Raw genomic sequence first — 14,773 nt, forward strand, 5'->3', positions numbered from 1 at the left:
GCGTACTGCCGCCGAGCGGTGATGCACGCGACGCCTTGCGACGTCGCCCACTCCTTAAGATTCACCCAGATCACCACAGGTACTAAGAACGCCAAAGATGTCCGGCACACTCACTGCTGACCGCCCGGAGCCGGGCACGGTCGCCCCGGCCCTGAACCGCAACCACTACTCAGCTTGATCTTTAACCCCCGCAGGTCCTTTAGCGACCCTGGCTGATCACGGAAACAGCCCTTGGTCGATGATCTTCTTGTCTAGGGAAGAACATCGATAACCAAGGGCTGTTCTGGTGACCAGTGTGCATGAGCGTTGTGCGGCTGATGCCGTGGGGGACCTGGACAGGTTCCGGCGAGTGTTCTACGCCTGCTTGACCGCGCGTGCGGACGCGTTGTTCGACCTGACGGACGCGGTGTTGTGCGCCGATGGGCCGGTGCGGTCGCTGGTGGAGTTGTCGCTGGTGGGTGAGCACCGTCGTGGTCACGGGGCGTTGTACGACGCCCTCGCGTGCGGGCGGTTGGACGTCGACCGGCTGCGTACCGCCCTCGCGGGGGTGCCGTTGCCGCGGGCGGCCGACGGGCGTCTCGTGCTGGCGGTGGACATCACCTGCTGGCTGCGGCCGGACGCGCACACCTCGCCGCAGCGGATCCTGTGCCACACCTACGGCCGCGGTAAGGACCAGACGATCATGGTCCCAGGCTGGCCGTATTCCATGGTCGTGGCGCTGGAGCCGGGCCGCAGTTCATGGACCGCGCCGTTGGACGCGGTGCGGCTGGCGCCCGGTGCTGACGCCGCGACGGTCACCGCCGGGCAGCTACGGGACATCGTGGGGCGACTGGTCACGGCCGGGCAGTGGCAGGCCGGGGATCCGGACATCCTGGTCGTGGCCGACGCCGGCTACGACGCGCCCCGCCTGGCGTTCCTCCTGGCCGATCTGCCCGTGCAGGTCCTCGCGCGGATGCGCTCGGACCGGGTACTGCGCCGAGCCACGCCACCCCGGCAGCCCGGGACGATCGGCCGGCCGCCCCGTCACGGCGGCGAGTTCGTCTTCGGTGATCCCGCCACCTGGGGCGAACCCGACGCGGCCACCGTCACCGACACCCGCCTCTACGGCACGGCGTGGGCCCGGGCCTGGAACCGGCTGCACCCCCGGCTGACCCACCGAAACGCCTGGACCAACTCAGCCAAGACACTGCCGGTCATCGAAGGAACGGTCATCCGCTTGGAGGTCGGCCACCTGCCCAGCGGCGCGACCCCGAAACCGGTGTGGCTGTGGTGGTCCGGCGTCGACCCCACCGCCGTTGACGTCGACCGGCTCTGGCAGACGTTCTTGCGCCGCTTCGACATCGAGCACACATTCCGCCTGTTCAAACAGACCCTCGGCTGGACCTGCCCGAAGATCCGCGGTCCGCAGGCCGCCGACCGATGGACCTGGCTGATCCTCGCCGCCTACACCCAGCTCCGCCTCGCCCGCGCCCTGGCCACCGACCTGCGCCGTCCCTGGGAGAAACCAGCACCACCGCAGCGCCTGTCACCCGCCCGCGTCCGGCGGGGATTTCGACACCTCCGCGCGAAGGCCACCTGCCCCGCCGGCGCACCGAAACCCTCCCGACCAGGACCTGGACGGCCACCCGGCCGCCGCAACACCCAGCCCACCCCGCGTCACGACGTCCACATCGCGACCACCAAAAAGACCAACAAACCGGGCATCAAGATAACGAAGACCGCGAATCCCCGTCCACGCCGAACAGGTTAAAGATCAAGCTCAGGCGAAGTCACGAAATCGATCATCCGCTCCACCGCGTTGATCAACGGCGTCTCCACGTCCGCGAAACTGTCCACCCGGGACAGGATGAGCCGCCACATGTCCGCCGGCTCGGCCACCCCGAGGGCCGCGCAGACCCCCTCCTTCCAGGGCCGCCCCGGCGGCACCACCGGCCAGGCCGGGATGCCCAGCGCGCGCGGCTTCACCGCCTGCCACACGTCGACGTACGGGTGCCCGGTGACCAGCACGTGCGGCGAGGTGACCTGCGCGACGATCCGGCTCTCCTTGGAGCCGGGCACCAGGTGGTCGACCAGCACGCCGAGCCGGCGGCCGGGGCCTGGGTCGAAGGCGCGTACCTCGGCGGCGAGGGCGTCGATGCCGTCGAGCGGTTCCACCACCACGCCCTCGATCCGCAGGTCGTCGCCCCAGATCCGCTCGACCAGGGCCGCGTCGTGCACGCCCTCGACCCAGATCCGGCTGGCCTTGGCGACCTGGGCCCGAACGTTGTCGACCGCGGTCGAGCCGGAGGCGGTGCGCCGCCGGGCGGCCGGCGCCGGGGCGCGGGCCGGGCGGCGCAGGGTGACCGGCCGGCCGTCGAGCAGGAACGCGGCGGGCAGCAGCGGGAAGTTGCGTCGCCGGCCGTGCCGGTCCTCCAGCACCACCGCGCCGGCCTCGAAGCCGACCACCGCCCCGCAGAACCCGGAGTCGGCGTCCTCGACCACCAGGTCGGGTTCGGCGTCGACCTCCGGGGTCACCTTCCGCCGCCGCCAGTCGCCCGCCAGCACGTCGCCGTCGTATCGCCCCGCCATGTGGATCACGCTAGCCACCGGCCCGGCGTGTCGCCCGGCGACGCGCCGAGCAGCCGCCCCACCGGTGGCACAGAAAGGGGCGAAGGGGGTAGTTGGGGGCAGGTCACGCCGCCGGAGCGGCAGCCGAGACAGCGACGGCGGCGAGCACGTACCCTTTCGGCATGTCCTCCCCCGCAACGGGCGCGGCCACGCTGGCTCCGCGCCGGTCGAGCCGCTTCGTCGCCTGGGTACGCGCCTGGCGGGCCGGCCTGGTGCCCTTCGACGAGGTCGCCGACGAGATCGCCGGCGACGAGGAGCACCTGGTCGCCGACGCCCCCGGCACCTGGACCGACGTGTCTCTGCGGGACGCGCTGCCCAGCCTGGCCAAGCTCTCCCCGGACGAGATCCGCTTGGTGCTGCCCGCCCCGGGCGACCCGCGCGGGCTGCCCGGCCCCGGCGACTTCGCCGGGGCGGCGCTGCTGGCCGGCGAGGCCGTGGTGGCCAGCGGGCTCGGTTTCGTCCCCGAGGTGCGCACGCACACCTCGGGCTCGGGGATGACCTGGGAGACCGTGCTCTGGCGGGTCTACCCGCTGCCGGTGGACGCGCCGAAGGCATCGCTGATCACGCCCGGCGCGGCCGAGGCGGAGGCCGAACTGGCCGCCGCGCTGGCCGAGACGACCGCCGCGCTGACTCGGCTCGACGTGGCCCAGTGGCGGCCCGAGCTGGCCGGCGCGCTCGCCGCGCTGCGCCGCCCGGACGGCGGGACCGACCTGCCGCCCGGCTTCGACCCGCGGTCCCGCCGGCTGTTCGCCCGCGCGGCCGTGCTGGACCGGGTGCTCGCCCTGGCCGGGGAAAGCGCCCCGGGCGGGGCGGTGAACACCTACGAGGCGCAGCAGCGGGACGCGGCGCTGCGGCCGTTGACGACCGCCTGCCGGCAGGCCCTGGTGGCCGCCTGCAACGCCCCGCTGCGCCCCTGAGCCCGGCTCAGACCTCGTCGATCAGATCGGCCACCGAGTCGACGATCCGCGACGGCCGGTACGGGTAGCGCTCCGCCTCGACCCGGCTGCTGATCCCGGTGAGCACCAGGATCGTCTCCAGCCCCGCCTCCAAGCCGCAGAGGATGTCGGTGTCCATCCGGTCGCCGATCATGGCGGTCGACTCGGAGTGCGCGTCGATGGTGTTCAGCGCCGAGCGCATCATCATCGGGTTCGGCTTGCCGACGAAGTACGGCTCCACGCCGGTCGCCTTGGAGATCATGGCGGCCACCGAACCGGCGGCCGGCAGCGCGCCCTCCACCGACGGGCCGGTCGCGTCCGGGTTGGTGCAGATGAACCGGGCCCCGTCGTTGATCAGCCGGATCGCCTTGGTGATCGCCTCGAAGCTGTAGGTGCGGGTCTCGCCCAGCACCACGTAGTCGGGGGCGAAGTCGCTGAGCACGTAGCCCACCGCGTGCAGCGCCGTGGTGAGACCGGCCTCGCCGATCACGTACGCGGTGCCGCCCGGCCGCTGGTCGGCCAGGAACTGGGCGGTGGCCAGCGCGGACGACCAGATCGCCTCCTCCGGCACGTCCAGCCCCATCCGGGCCAGCCGGGCCTGGAGGTCCCGCGGCGTGTAGATCGAGTTGTTGGTGAGCACCAGGAACGGCTTGCCGGAGGCGCGCAGCCGCTTGATGAACTCGGGCGCGCCGGGCACCGGCTGGCCCTCGTGCACCAGCACGCCGTCCATGTCGGTGAGCCAGCTCTGCACCGGCTTGCGGTCATGCATCTGTCGTCCCCATGGGGTGTCGGAGGTGGTCGGGTTCAGGGACGGCGGGCCGGGGGCACACAGCACAGCGCCGGGCAGGTGTCCCAGGTGGGCAGCTCGCCGAGGCGGCGGAAGTACCGCTCGCCGTCCGGGGCGGCTCGTTCCAGCACCAGCTCGCGGACCATTGCCACGAAGCGCGGGTCGGTGCCGGGCGTGCCGGCGCGGACGAAGTCCAGGCCGAGCTGCTTGGCGGTGTCGAGGGCCTCGGTGTCCAGGTCCCAGACCACCTCGAGGTGGTCGGAGACGAACCCGATCGGGCTGACCACCACGCCGGTCACGCCCTCGCCGGCGAGCGCGGCCAGGTGGTCGTTGATGTCCGGCTCCAGCCACGGCACCTGCGGCGGCCCGGAGCGGCTCTGCCAGACCAGGTCGTACGGCAGGTCCGGCGCGGCGGCGGCGTGCACCAGCCGGGCCGTCTCCGCGAGCTGGGCCGTGTACCGGCCGCCGTGCGGGCCGGCGGTGGCGGCCGCCGACACCGGGACGGAGTGCGCGGTGAACACCAGCCGGGTGCTGTCCCGCCGGGCCGGGTCGAGCTGCGCCAGCGCGGCCCGGACCGCGTCGGCGTGCGGCTCGACGAAGCCGGGGTGGTCCCAGAACTGGCGCAGCTTCTCGATCAGCGGGGCGTCCGGGCCGACGGCGGCCCGGGCCGCGGCGATGTCCTCCTGGTACTGCCGGCAGGACGAGTAGCCGCCGTAGGCGCTGGTCACGAAGGCGAGGGCCCGCTGGATCCCGTCGTCGCGCATCTGCGCCACGGTGTCGGCGAGCATCGGGTCCCAGTTGCGGTTGCCCCAGTAGACCGGCAGGTCGACGCCGTGCGCGGCGAAGTCCGCCCGGATCGCCGCGAGCAGGTCACGGCACTGCTGGTTGATCGGGGACACCCCGCCGAAGTGCAGGTAGTGCTCAGCGACCTCGGCGAGCCGCTCCGGCGGCACGCCCCGCCCCCGGGTCACGTTCTGCAGGAAGGGCAGCACGTCCTCGGGCCGCTCGGGGCCGCCGAAGGAGACCAGCACCAACGCGTCGTACGCCATGCTGCCATTCTCCCCCGACGGCCGTGTCGCTCCGGCGACCACCCCGGGACGAGCGGGTTTCGCGCCCGGTCTCAGGCGCCGATCGCGTGGTAGCCGCCGTCGACGTGGACGATCTCGCCGGTGGTGGCCGGGAACCAGTCGGAGAGCAGCGCCAGGCAGGCCCGGGCGGCCGGCTCCTGGTCGGTCAGGTCCCAGCCCAGCGGGGCGCGCCCGGCCCAGGCCTCCTCGAACTGGTCGAAGCCGGGGATGGACTTGGCGGCGATGGTGCGCAGCGGCCCGGCGGCGACCAGGTTGCTGCGGATGCCCTGCTTGCCCAGGTGCAGGGCCAGGTAGCGGGAGGCGGACTCCAGCCCGGCCTTGGCCACGCCCATCCAGTCGTAGACCGGCCAGGCCTTGGTGGCGTCGAAGGTGAGGCCCACCACGGCGCCGCCCGCCGACATCAGCGGCAGCGCCGCCATGGCGAGGGACTTGTAGGAGTAGGTGGAGACCTGGAGCGCAGTCGCCACGTCCTCCCAGGGCGCGTCGAGGAAGCCGCCGCCGAGGCAGCTCTGCGGGGCGAACCCGATCGAGTGCACCACCCCGTCGAGGCCGTCGACGTTCTCGCGTACCCGGTCGGCCAGGCCGGCCAGGTGCTCGGCGTTGGTCACGTCCAGCTCGATCACCGGGGCCGGCTCGGGCAGCCGCTTGGCGATCCGCTCGACCAGGGAGAGCCGGCCGTAGCCGGTGAGCACGACCTGGGCGCCGTTCTCCTGGGCGAGCTTCGCCACCGAGAAGGCGATCGAGGCGTCGGTGATGACGCCGGTGACCAGCAGCCGCTTACCGGCCAGGAGTCCGGACATTCGCAGTTCCCTCCGTACTTTCTCAGTGACCCATGCCCAGGCCGCCGTCGACCGGGATGACGGCGCCGGAGATGTACGCGGCCGCGTCCGAGGCGAGCCACGTGACCGCGGCGGCGACCTCGTCCGGGCTGGCCATCCGGCCGGCCGGGATCGACTTGCGGATCTCCGCCCGGCGCTCCTCAGACAGCACGGCGGTCATGTCGGTGTCGATGAAGCCGGGCGCCACCACGTTCGCGGTGATGTTGCGGCTGCCCAGCTCGCGGGTGATCGACCGGGCCACGCCGACCAGGCCGGCCTTGCTGGCCGCGTAGTTGACCTGACCGGCGCCGCCAGCGAGGCCGACCACCGAGGAGATGAAGATCATGCGGCCCCACTTCGCGCGGAGCATCTTCGTCGAGGCCCGCTTGGCGACCCGGAACGCGCCGGTCAGGTTGGTGTCGAGCACCCGGGTGAACTGCTCCTCGGACATCCGCAGGAGCAGCGTGTCGTCGGTGATGCCGGCGTTGGCGACCAGCACCTCGACCGGGCCCAGCTCGGCCTCGATCGCGGTGAACGCGGCGTCCACCGACTCGGCGTCGGTCACGTCACACTTCACTCCGAACAGCCCCGCCGGGGCCTCACCGCTGCGGTGGGTCACCGCCACCCGGTCGCCCTGCTTGGCGAAGGCCTGCGCGATGGCCAGGCCGATTCCCCGGTTTCCGCCGGTCACCAGCACGGTACGGGCCACGGCTCCCCCTCTGCTCAGCTGATCTCTCGGTCGGTGGCGAGCCTAGGGGTTACCGGTAGGTAAGCGCTAACGCGGGCGGCCCGCCGGGAACCCCGACGACCCGGTCGGGCCGGGTCCGTGGACCGGTCGGCCGAGTGCGCGCCACGGGTGCGCCGGGTGTACGATGATCAGCGTTTGCGGGCAGTGGATCGCCCGCATCGTCGAGCCCCGCCGACCGCAGGAGGTGATCGCTGTGCGAGATAGCGATCCTCCCAGTCGTGGCCGGGCCGACCGTCAGTCCCGCTGAGCCACGACTCAGTCGGCGCGGCTGACCCCGCTCCCCCGCCCTCCGCACCGCCCCGTCTCCTCGGCCGTTCCCGCCGGGGCGACCGTGCTGCGCGGCCCGGACGGAGCACCCCGGTCACGACTTCGTGTGCGTACGCCCTGATCCACCCCCGCGGTCCGTCCCGCCCGGACCGTCCGTCGCCACGGAGCAGTCCCATGAGCCGTTACGTCGCCCCGCTGGGCTTCACCCTCGCCGCCATGTGGGTGGCCGTCGTCTTCGTCCTGGCCGGCGGCGGTCACTGACCACCACCGGCCGCGCCCGGCCGTCCCGCCTCAGATCAGGCGGGACGACCAGAGCAGGCTCAGCCCTCCCGCGCAGAGCGCGAGGAGCAACGCGATCCCCGCGTACCACTGGGTGATCTCCCGCGGCTCGGTCCGGAACCCGATCGAGCTGCCCATGTCCTGGTAGACCTGCTTCAGCTCGCTGACCGAGGCCGCCTCGTAGAAGTAGCCCTGGGTGGTCTCGGCGAGCTGCGACAGCGCCATCCGGTCCACCGGCACCCGCTGCAGCTGGCCGCCGATGTCCACCTGCCCGGAGTCGGTGCCGAACGCGATGGTGGAGACCGGCACGTTGGCCGCCTGCGCCGCCGCGGCCGCCTCCTCCACCGAGCGGCCCGAGGTGCGGTAGCCGTCGGAGAGCAGCACGATGCGGGCCGGCGGGATGCCGGCCGCGCCGTCCGCCGGCACCGAGCGGATCGCCTCCAGGCAGGTGAAGACCGCCTCGCCCGTGGCGGTCGCCTCGGCCAGCACCAGGCCGTCGATGGCGGTGGTCACCGCGGCCCGGTCCTTGGTCGGCGGGACCAGCACGTTCGCCGACTTGGCGAACGAGACCAGCCCGAGGTTGTAGCTCTCCGGCAACTCGCCGACGAACTGCTTTGCCGCCTCCTGCGCGGCCTCCAGCCGGTTCGGCGCCACGTCATCGGCCTGCATGGACAGCGACACGTCGATGGCGAGCATCACGGTCGCCCGTTCGAGGGGCTCCTTGGTGTCGATCGCCGGCCGGGCCAGCCCGGTGGCGAGCACCAGCAGGCAGAGCAGGAAGGCGGTGGCCGCCGCGTGCCGCCGCCAGCCCAGCCCCTTCGGCGCGAGGGTGCGCAGCAGGTCCACATTGGTGAACCGCATGGCGTACTGCCGGCGGTGCAGCTGCCGCCAGACGTACGCGGCGGCGAGGGCGAGCACCGGCAGCACGGCCAGCAGCCACCACGGTTGCAGAAAACGGATCATCGGGTCGTCCCTCGGGTACGGGCGTGCCGCTGCGCGGCCACGAAACGCACCATGTCCAGCAGCCAGTCTCGGTCGGTACGCAGTCGCAGGTGGGCCGCGCCGGCGGTGCGCAGCTCGGCGGCGATCGCCGCACGCTGGGCGGCCGCCGACTCGGCGTAGCGGCGGCGCAGGCGCGGGTCGGCGGTCTGCACCTCGTGCAGCTCCCCCGTCTCCGGGTCGACCACCGGCAGCACCCCCACGTCGGGCAGTTCCAGCTCGCGCGGGTCGACCACCTCGATGGCCAGCACGTCGTGCCGGACCCGCAGCTTACGGACGGGCCGCCCCCACTGCTGCGGTGGCGCGAGGAAGTCGGAGATCACCACCGCCACGCCCCGCCTTCGCGGCGGGCGGTTGAGCATGTCGACGAGGACGCCCAGGTCGCTGCGCCCGGGCCGGATGTCGGTGCCGGCGATGGCCCGCAACAGGCCCTGCGCCTCCTTCCGCCCGGCCCGGGCGGGCAGCCGGCGCAGTGTCCCCGGCCCGGCCGGCAGGGCACCTCCCCGCCACCGGCCGGCCGGTGCCGGCGCGCCCGTGCCGACCACCGCGCCGATCCGGTTGCCGCCCCGGACGGTCAGGTGGGCCAGGGCGGCCGCGGCGGCGACCACCACGTCCCGCTTGAGCCACTGCCCGGTGCCGAAGTCCAGGCTGGCCGAGAGATCGACCGCCAGCCAGGTCTCCAGCTCCCGGTCGGCCACCGTACGCCGGACGTGCGGCATGGTGGTGCGGGCGGTGACCGGCCAGTCCATCCGGCGCACGTCGTCGCCGGGGCGGTATTCGCGGGACTCCCCCGCCTCGCTGCCCGGTCCGGGCAGCAGCCCGGCGTAGTCGCCCTGGAGCAGCCCGTCCAGCTTCCGGGTGACCATGAGCTGCAACCGGGCGAGGACGGCGCCGGAGCGCTCGTTCCCGGCCGGCAGCCGGGTGGGTGGGGTCACGGCCGCTGCCCGGGCCAGCCGCCGTGCGGAACGGCCGGTGGCGGCGGCGTGGCCTGCTGCCGGGGCGCGACCGCGGGCAGCGGGATGGTCGACATCACCCGGTGCACGATGTGGTCGGCCGGCACGTCGTCGGCGAGCGCGTCGTAGCTGAGCACCAGCCGGTGCCGCAGGATGTCCGGAGCGATGTCCTGCACGTCCTGCGGCAGGGCGTAGTCGCGGCCGCGCAGCAGGGCCAGCGCCCGGGTGGCCCGGACCAGGCCGAGCGACGCGCGGGGGCTGGCACCGTACTGGATGAGCTGCGCGACGTCGGGCATGCCGTGCTCAGCGGGGGCCCGGGTGGCGAGGACCAGCCGGACCGCGTAGTCGACCAGCGCGTTGTGCACGAAGACCTGGTCGGCCCTGTGCTGGAGCGCGATCAGGTCCGGGGTGTCGAAGACCCGGGCCGGCTCGGGCGGGGCGACGCCCATCCGGTAGACGATCTCCCGCTCCTCGGCGTCGGTCGGGTAGCCCACCACGATCTTCATGAGGAACCGGTCCCGCTGCGCCTCCGGCAGCGGGTAGACGCCCTCCTGCTCGATCGGGTTCTGGGTGGCCATCACCAGGAACGGGTCCGGCACCCGGTGGGTCTCGCCGCCGATGGACACCTGCCGCTCGCTCATCACCTCGAGCAACGCCGACTGCACCTTCGCCGGGGCCCTGTTGATCTCGTCGGCGAGCAGGAAGTTGACGAAGACCGGACCCAGCTCGACGTCGAACTTCTCGCTGGACTGCCGGTAGATCCGGGTGCCCATGATGTCGGCCGGCACCAGGTCGGGGGTGAACTGGACCCGGGCAAACGACCCGCCGACCACCTTGGCCAGGGTCTCCACGGCCAGCGTCTTGGCGACGCCGGGCACGCCCTCCAGCAGGCAGTGGCCCCGGGCGAGCAGAGCCACGAACATCCGCTCGACCATCCGGTCCTGACCGACGATCACCCGCTTGATCTCGAACAGCGCCCGCTCCAGCAGGGTGGCGTCCTGCGCCGGGGTGGTGGTCGCCGGGGACGGCGCGTCCGGGGCGGCCTCGGTCGGGGTCGGGGCGTCGGGCGTGGTCGGCTGGGCCACCGGTCCTCCACAGCTTGGTCGTCGTCGCGGTGTCGTGCGTATCAAGACTGTCATGCCTCGCTGAGAGCCGAGGGCGGGAGAGGGACGATTTTCGCCGCGCCGTCCCGGGGCACGGAAAACGCTGAACACGGGTGGACAACAAGGGGTCCGGCGTGTGTACGATTCACCCCGTCGCCGGGCGGCTCCCCCCGTGGCCGCCCGGCGCTAAAGCTCCCGGGCGCACGGCCGTAGACTCGCCCCGGTGACCACTCCCACTCCCCCCGACGACGAGCTGATCTGCTCGGCGCGGGGATGTCGCGCCCTCGCGGTCTGGGAGCTGCGCTGGAACAATCCCCGCCTGCACCCGCCCGAACGGCGCAAGACCTGGCTGGCCTGCGCGGCGCACCACGGGTCGCTGGGCGACTTCCTCGACGCGCGCGGCTTCCTCCGCGAGGTCGTACCGGTGCCCGGATCGCCTACGCTCGAATCGTGAGCGAACCGGTGAACGGTGACGACCTCGCCGGCCGGCCGCCGGCCCCGACCAGTCCCCTGGAGCCCTGGCCGGAGACCGTCCGCTGGCAGCCGATCTCCCGCGACCTGATCTGGGTGGAACTGATCCGGCTCGGCATCCTGCTCGCCGTGGCGCTGGTGCTGCTCGGCGTGGCCTGGGCGGTCACCGGCCACTGGCTGTTCGGCGCCGCCCTGGGCGTGGCGCTGCTCCTGGCCGCCTGGCGGGCGGTCACCATCGTCCGCGCGGTGCGTGCCTGGGGCTACGCCGAGCGGCCGGACGACCTGCTGGTCCGGCACGGCCTGCTGGTCCGGCGGCTGTCCATCGTGCCCTACTCCCGGATGCAGTTCGTCGACGTGAGCGCGGGGCCGCTGGAACGCGCCTTTGACCTGGCCACCGTGCAGTTGCACACCGCCGCGGCGGCGAGCGACGCCCGGGTGCCGGGCCTGCGACCGGCCGAGGCGTCCCGGCTGCGGGACCGGCTCACCGCGCTGGGCGAGGACCGGGCGGAGGGGCTGTGACCGACGGCCCGGCCGAGCCGAAGCCCGGCGCCCCGCCGCCGCACCCGCCCGCCGACCACGGCGACCCGGCCGCCGCCCCGCCGCCGGCCGCGGGCGAGCCGACACACAACGGCCACCCCTGGCCACCGCAGCCCGGGTACGCCCACCCGCCCGGCCCCGCCACCCCGGCCGGACCGTGGCCCGGCCACCCCCCACCCCCGCCCGGCTACGGCCATCCCGCGCCGCCGCCGGGATACGGCCCGCCCCCACCTCCGCCCGGATACGGCCCGCCCGCGCCGCCGCCCGGATACGGCCCGACGGCACCCCCGCCCGGATACGGCCCGACGGCACCCCCGCCCGGACACGGCCCGCCGGCGCCCCCGCCCGGATACGGCCACCCCGCGCCGCCGCCCGGGTACGGCCCGCAAGCGCCGCCCTGGCCCTCGGCCAGTCATTCCGCCCCGGGCGGACCCGGTCCGTGGGGACCGCCCGCGCCCGGTGGACCGGGGGCGCCCGCCCAGGCCGGCGAGGAGCCGCGGCAGCGCCTGCACCCGCTGAGCCCGGCGCTGCACGGCGCGAAGTCGCTGGTCGTGGTGATCGCCGGACTCTCCTGGTCGACGCTGTCGCGGGTCGGCTTCGGCTGGTTCGCCGCGCTGGTCGCGGTCTTCGTCCTCGGCGCCACGGTGCTCTCCGTGATCAGCTGGTGGAACACCGGCTACCACGTGGTGGGCCGCGAGCTGCGGGTGCACGAGGGGCTGCTCTGGCGGCGTACCCGGGCGATCCCGCTGGAGCGGTTGCAGGCAGTGGAGGTGGTCCGGCCGCTGCTCGCGCAGCTCACCGGGCTGGCCGAGCTGCGGCTGGAGGTGGTCGGCGGGGGCAAGACCGAGGCGCCGCTGGCGTACCTGAGCGTGGCCGAGGCGACCGCGCTGCGGAACCGGCTGCTCGCCGTGGCCGGCCGCGCCCCCGAGGCCGCCCCGCCCGCCGCCGGCACTCCGCCCGCGCCGGCCCCGGCCGGGCGCCTGCTGCACGGCGTCCGCAACCGGGACCTCCTGGTCAGCCAACTGCTCACCCCGCAGGCGTTCCTGCTCCCGTTCGGCGTGGCCTTCGTGGTGGCACAGTTCCTCTCCGAGGGTTCCTGGTCATTCATCGCGGTCGCCAGCACGTTGACCGCGATGGCCGGCGTGGTGCTGCAACCGGTCCGCCGGGTGCTCGACGACTGGGGCTTCCGGCTGGACCGGGACGGCGACGCGCTGCGGGTACGCAACGGGCTGCTGGAGACCCGGGTGCAGACCGTGCCACTGCACCGGGTGCAGACCGTCGGGGTGACCTGGCCGCTGCTCTGGCGGATGAAGGGCTGGCTGCGGCTGCGGCTGGAAGTGGCCGGCTACTCGGCGGCCGAGCCGGACGACCGGAACCGGCCGGACCGGCTGCTGCCGGTCGGCGACGCGCCCACCGGCGAGCTGATCGTCGCCGAGGTGCTGCCCGGCGTCCGGCTGGGGGCGCTGCCCGCCACGCTGCCGCCCCGGCGGGCCCGCTGGCTGCGCCCGCTGAGCCGGGCGAGGGTGGGCGCCGGCCTCCACGAGGAGGTCTTCGTGGCCCGGTCCGGGCTGCTCACCCGCCGGTTGACGCTGGTGCCGTACGCCCGGATCCAGAGCGTGCGGGTGACCCAGGGCCCGGCGCAGCGGCGGCTGCGGCTGGCCACCGTGCACGCGGACACCGCCGGCGGGACGGGCGCGGCGGCGCTGGACCGGGACCTGGCCGAGGCCTGGGAGCTGGCGGCGGAGCTGACCACGCGGGCGCACGCCGCCCGGCGGACCGACCGGGGCCGGCCGCCGGGCTGAGCAGCCGGATAGTCAGCGCTCGGCCGGCTCCTACGACCGCGCCGAGCCGGGCTGAGCGGTCAGCGCTCGGCCGGCACCGTGGCCGGGTCGGCGGCGGGCGCGGCGTCGGCCGCGTCGGACGCCCGGGTCGCCCCGACGGCGGGGGCGGCCTCGCCGGCCGGAGCGGCCCCACCGGCCGGGGCGAGCGCGGCCCGGCGGGCCCGGCGGGCCGCCCACCAGCGCTCGGCCAGCCCCACCACCAGGAAGGTCAGCCCGACGTACGTCCAGCCGACCAGCACGTCGATCAGGTAGTGCTCGCCGCTGTAGATCAGCGTGAAGGTCATCGCCAGCGGATACGCCAGCAGCAGCGGCCACCAGCGCTTCCGCGTGGCGCGCAGGAAGAACAGGACCACGAACAGGGCGAACGCGGTGTGCAGCGACGGCATGGCGGCCACCGGGTTGGCGGCGATCTGCCCGGCGTTGAGCAGATTGCCCGCGCCGTGCATGCCGATCTCCTTCCAGCCCCGGGTGGAGATCCGGGCCACCTCGGTGAGCAGCCCGTTCTGGGCAGCCCACCACGGCGGGGCGGCCGGATAGAGGAAGTAGGTGGCCAACCCGGCCGCGCAGAGGAAGCCCCACCGCCGCATGTACCCGGCCCAGCGCGCCCGGTCCCGCAGCCAGAGCACCGCGGCGGCGGCGAGCGTCGCCACGAAGTGCGAGAAGTAGATCCAGCTGACCGCCACGTCCCACCAGTGCACCTGGTCGGGCCGGTAGAGGTGCTGCTGGAGCCAGATCGTCGGCACCTCGCCACCGGTGGCCCAGCCGGTCAGGAACCGGTCGGCGACGATCAGCTCCATGGCGTGCGGCGTCGCGCCGTTGTCGGCGAACCCCCGGGAGAAGTTGTACGCGGCCAGCAGCAGCACCACCGGGATCCAGTCCCGGGCGAAGCGCAGGTGGCTGCGCCACGGGCGGGACGAGTGCCAGGCGATGGTGCCCGCCCAGATCCAGAGGAACGCGTACGCCGGGTCGGTCGGCAGGCCGATGGCGAGCCAGGCGGCGACGAAGGCGATCCCCCAGATCACCATCGCCACCCCGCGACGGCGTCTGCCGTCGGGGGACGTGGTCGGTCCGGCGGGGGCGGGGGGCGGGGGGTCAGTCAGCACGGCCATCGCGGACAAGGTTAACGGCGTGCGACGGGGTCGCCGACGCCGACCGTCCGCCGCCGGGCTGGACGATCCCCGGAGCGGGCGACCGGGAGGGTCGGGGCGGCGGTCGGGACGCCGCCCGGGTCCGGGGGCGGCTGCACTACGGCCTGTTTCATAACTCGGTGGAGTTGTGAGACAGCGCCCTTCTCGGGCGTCCGCGCCTCGCCCCGGGTGGGGTGGGTACGGTTCCTGCGT

Annotated in this window: 14 protein-coding genes; 5 read left to right on the plus strand and 9 right to left on the minus strand. The window is 74.0% G+C overall.

Annotated features, from left to right (window positions below; translation table 11 throughout):
* The first annotated feature begins 286 nt into the window (after window positions 1-286).
* On the plus strand, window positions 287-1,750 hold the full coding sequence (locus AB0F68_RS19855) for an NF041680 family putative transposase (protein ID WP_357340217.1): 1,464 nt from the start codon (window positions 287-289) through the stop codon (window positions 1,748-1,750).
* Here AB0F68_RS19855 and AB0F68_RS19860 read toward each other — a convergent pair.
* On the minus strand, window positions 1,747-2,568 hold the full coding sequence (locus AB0F68_RS19860) for a DUF3097 domain-containing protein (RefSeq protein ID WP_357340219.1): 822 nt from the start codon (window positions 2,566-2,568) through the stop codon (window positions 1,747-1,749). The genes AB0F68_RS19855 and AB0F68_RS19860 overlap by 4 nt on opposite strands.
* Before the next feature lie 161 nt (window positions 2,569-2,729).
* On the opposite strand from AB0F68_RS19860, the gene AB0F68_RS19865 reads away from it, so the two are divergent.
* Window positions 2,730-3,524, plus strand: a complete 795-nt coding sequence (locus tag AB0F68_RS19865; protein ID WP_357340222.1) for a hypothetical protein — start codon at window positions 2,730-2,732, stop codon at window positions 3,522-3,524.
* A gap of 7 nt (window positions 3,525-3,531) precedes the next feature.
* Here the strand turns inward: AB0F68_RS19865 and AB0F68_RS19870 are convergent, their stop codons facing one another.
* The 7 genes from AB0F68_RS19870 to AB0F68_RS19900 all read right to left on the minus strand — a co-directional run bounded on the left by AB0F68_RS19870 (window position 3,532) and on the right by AB0F68_RS19900 (window position 10,566).
* Window positions 3,532-4,398, minus strand: a complete 867-nt coding sequence (locus AB0F68_RS19870) for an HAD-IIA family hydrolase (RefSeq protein ID WP_357340260.1) — start codon at window positions 4,396-4,398, stop codon at window positions 3,532-3,534.
* Window positions 4,347-5,378 carry a ferrochelatase gene (locus AB0F68_RS19875; protein ID WP_357340227.1) on the minus strand — a complete coding sequence of 344 codons (1,032 nt, stop codon included), beginning with the start codon at window positions 5,376-5,378 and terminating at the stop codon, window positions 4,347-4,349. Before AB0F68_RS19875 ends, AB0F68_RS19870 begins: the two co-directional genes overlap by 52 nt.
* 71 nt (window positions 5,379-5,449) lie before the next feature.
* The gene (fabI, locus tag AB0F68_RS19880; RefSeq protein WP_357340229.1) at window positions 5,450-6,217 is read right to left on the minus strand and encodes an enoyl-ACP reductase FabI; all 768 of its coding nucleotides are present in this window, start codon (window positions 6,215-6,217) and stop codon (window positions 5,450-5,452) included.
* A gap of 22 nt (window positions 6,218-6,239) precedes the next feature.
* Complete coding sequence (locus AB0F68_RS19885; protein WP_357340231.1) at window positions 6,240-6,944, minus strand: beta-ketoacyl-ACP reductase; 705 nt, start codon at window positions 6,942-6,944, stop codon at window positions 6,240-6,242.
* 597 nt (window positions 6,945-7,541) lie between these two features.
* The gene (locus AB0F68_RS19890) at window positions 7,542-8,492 is read right to left on the minus strand and encodes a VWA domain-containing protein (protein ID WP_357340234.1); all 951 of its coding nucleotides are present in this window, start codon (window positions 8,490-8,492) and stop codon (window positions 7,542-7,544) included.
* The gene (locus AB0F68_RS19895; RefSeq protein WP_357340262.1) at window positions 8,489-9,481 is read right to left on the minus strand and encodes a DUF58 domain-containing protein; all 993 of its coding nucleotides are present in this window, start codon (window positions 9,479-9,481) and stop codon (window positions 8,489-8,491) included. Before AB0F68_RS19895 ends, AB0F68_RS19890 begins: the two co-directional genes overlap by 4 nt.
* Window positions 9,460-10,566, minus strand: a complete 1,107-nt coding sequence (locus AB0F68_RS19900; RefSeq protein WP_357340236.1) for a MoxR family ATPase — start codon at window positions 10,564-10,566, stop codon at window positions 9,460-9,462. The genes AB0F68_RS19895 and AB0F68_RS19900 overlap by 22 nt, the downstream gene beginning before the upstream one ends.
* A 241-nt stretch (window positions 10,567-10,807) precedes the next feature.
* Between AB0F68_RS19900 and AB0F68_RS19905 the strand changes: the two genes are divergently transcribed.
* The 3 genes from AB0F68_RS19905 (at window position 10,808) to AB0F68_RS19915 (ending at window position 13,394) form a co-directional block, all read left to right on the plus strand.
* Window positions 10,808-11,038 carry a hypothetical protein gene (locus AB0F68_RS19905; RefSeq protein ID WP_357340238.1) on the plus strand — a complete coding sequence of 77 codons (231 nt, stop codon included), beginning with the start codon at window positions 10,808-10,810 and terminating at the stop codon, window positions 11,036-11,038.
* Window positions 11,039-11,046: 8 nt separating this feature from the next.
* A complete protein-coding gene (locus tag AB0F68_RS19910; protein WP_357340264.1) occupies window positions 11,047-11,574 on the plus strand; it encodes a PH domain-containing protein in 528 nt (175 codons plus the stop codon).
* A 524-nt stretch (window positions 11,575-12,098) separates the two neighbouring features.
* Entirely contained in the window at window positions 12,099-13,394 is a 1,296-nt protein-coding gene (locus AB0F68_RS19915; RefSeq protein ID WP_357340267.1) for a PH domain-containing protein, read from the plus strand.
* A gap of 59 nt (window positions 13,395-13,453) precedes the next feature.
* Here AB0F68_RS19915 and AB0F68_RS19920 read toward each other — a convergent pair whose 3' ends face one another.
* Window positions 13,454-14,542, minus strand: a complete 1,089-nt coding sequence (locus AB0F68_RS19920) for a phosphatase PAP2 family protein (protein WP_357340240.1) — start codon at window positions 14,540-14,542, stop codon at window positions 13,454-13,456.
* Window positions 14,543-14,773: the final 231 nt, after the last annotated feature.

This window comes from Micromonospora sp. NPDC023966 (assembly GCF_040639095.1).
GTDB lineage: Bacteria > Actinomycetota > Actinomycetes > Mycobacteriales > Micromonosporaceae > Micromonospora.

Excerpts from the sequence above, each read along its gene's own strand:
- AB0F68_RS19860 (WP_357340219.1), bottom strand. The coding sequence starts at position 2,568 with ATGGCGGGGCGATACGACGGCGACGTGCTGGCGGGCGACTGGCGGCGG.
- AB0F68_RS19865 (WP_357340222.1), top strand. The coding sequence starts at position 2,730 with ATGTCCTCCCCCGCAACGGGCGCGGCCACGCTGGCTCCGCGCCGGTCG.
- AB0F68_RS19875 (WP_357340227.1), bottom strand. The coding sequence starts at position 5,378 with ATGGCGTACGACGCGTTGGTGCTGGTCTCCTTCGGCGGCCCCGAGCGG.
- fabI (WP_357340229.1), bottom strand. The coding sequence starts at position 6,217 with ATGTCCGGACTCCTGGCCGGTAAGCGGCTGCTGGTCACCGGCGTCATC.
- AB0F68_RS19890 (WP_357340234.1), bottom strand. The coding sequence starts at position 8,492 with ATGATCCGTTTTCTGCAACCGTGGTGGCTGCTGGCCGTGCTGCCGGTG.
- AB0F68_RS19920 (WP_357340240.1), bottom strand. The coding sequence starts at position 14,542 with ATGGCCGTGCTGACTGACCCCCCGCCCCCCGCCCCCGCCGGACCGACC.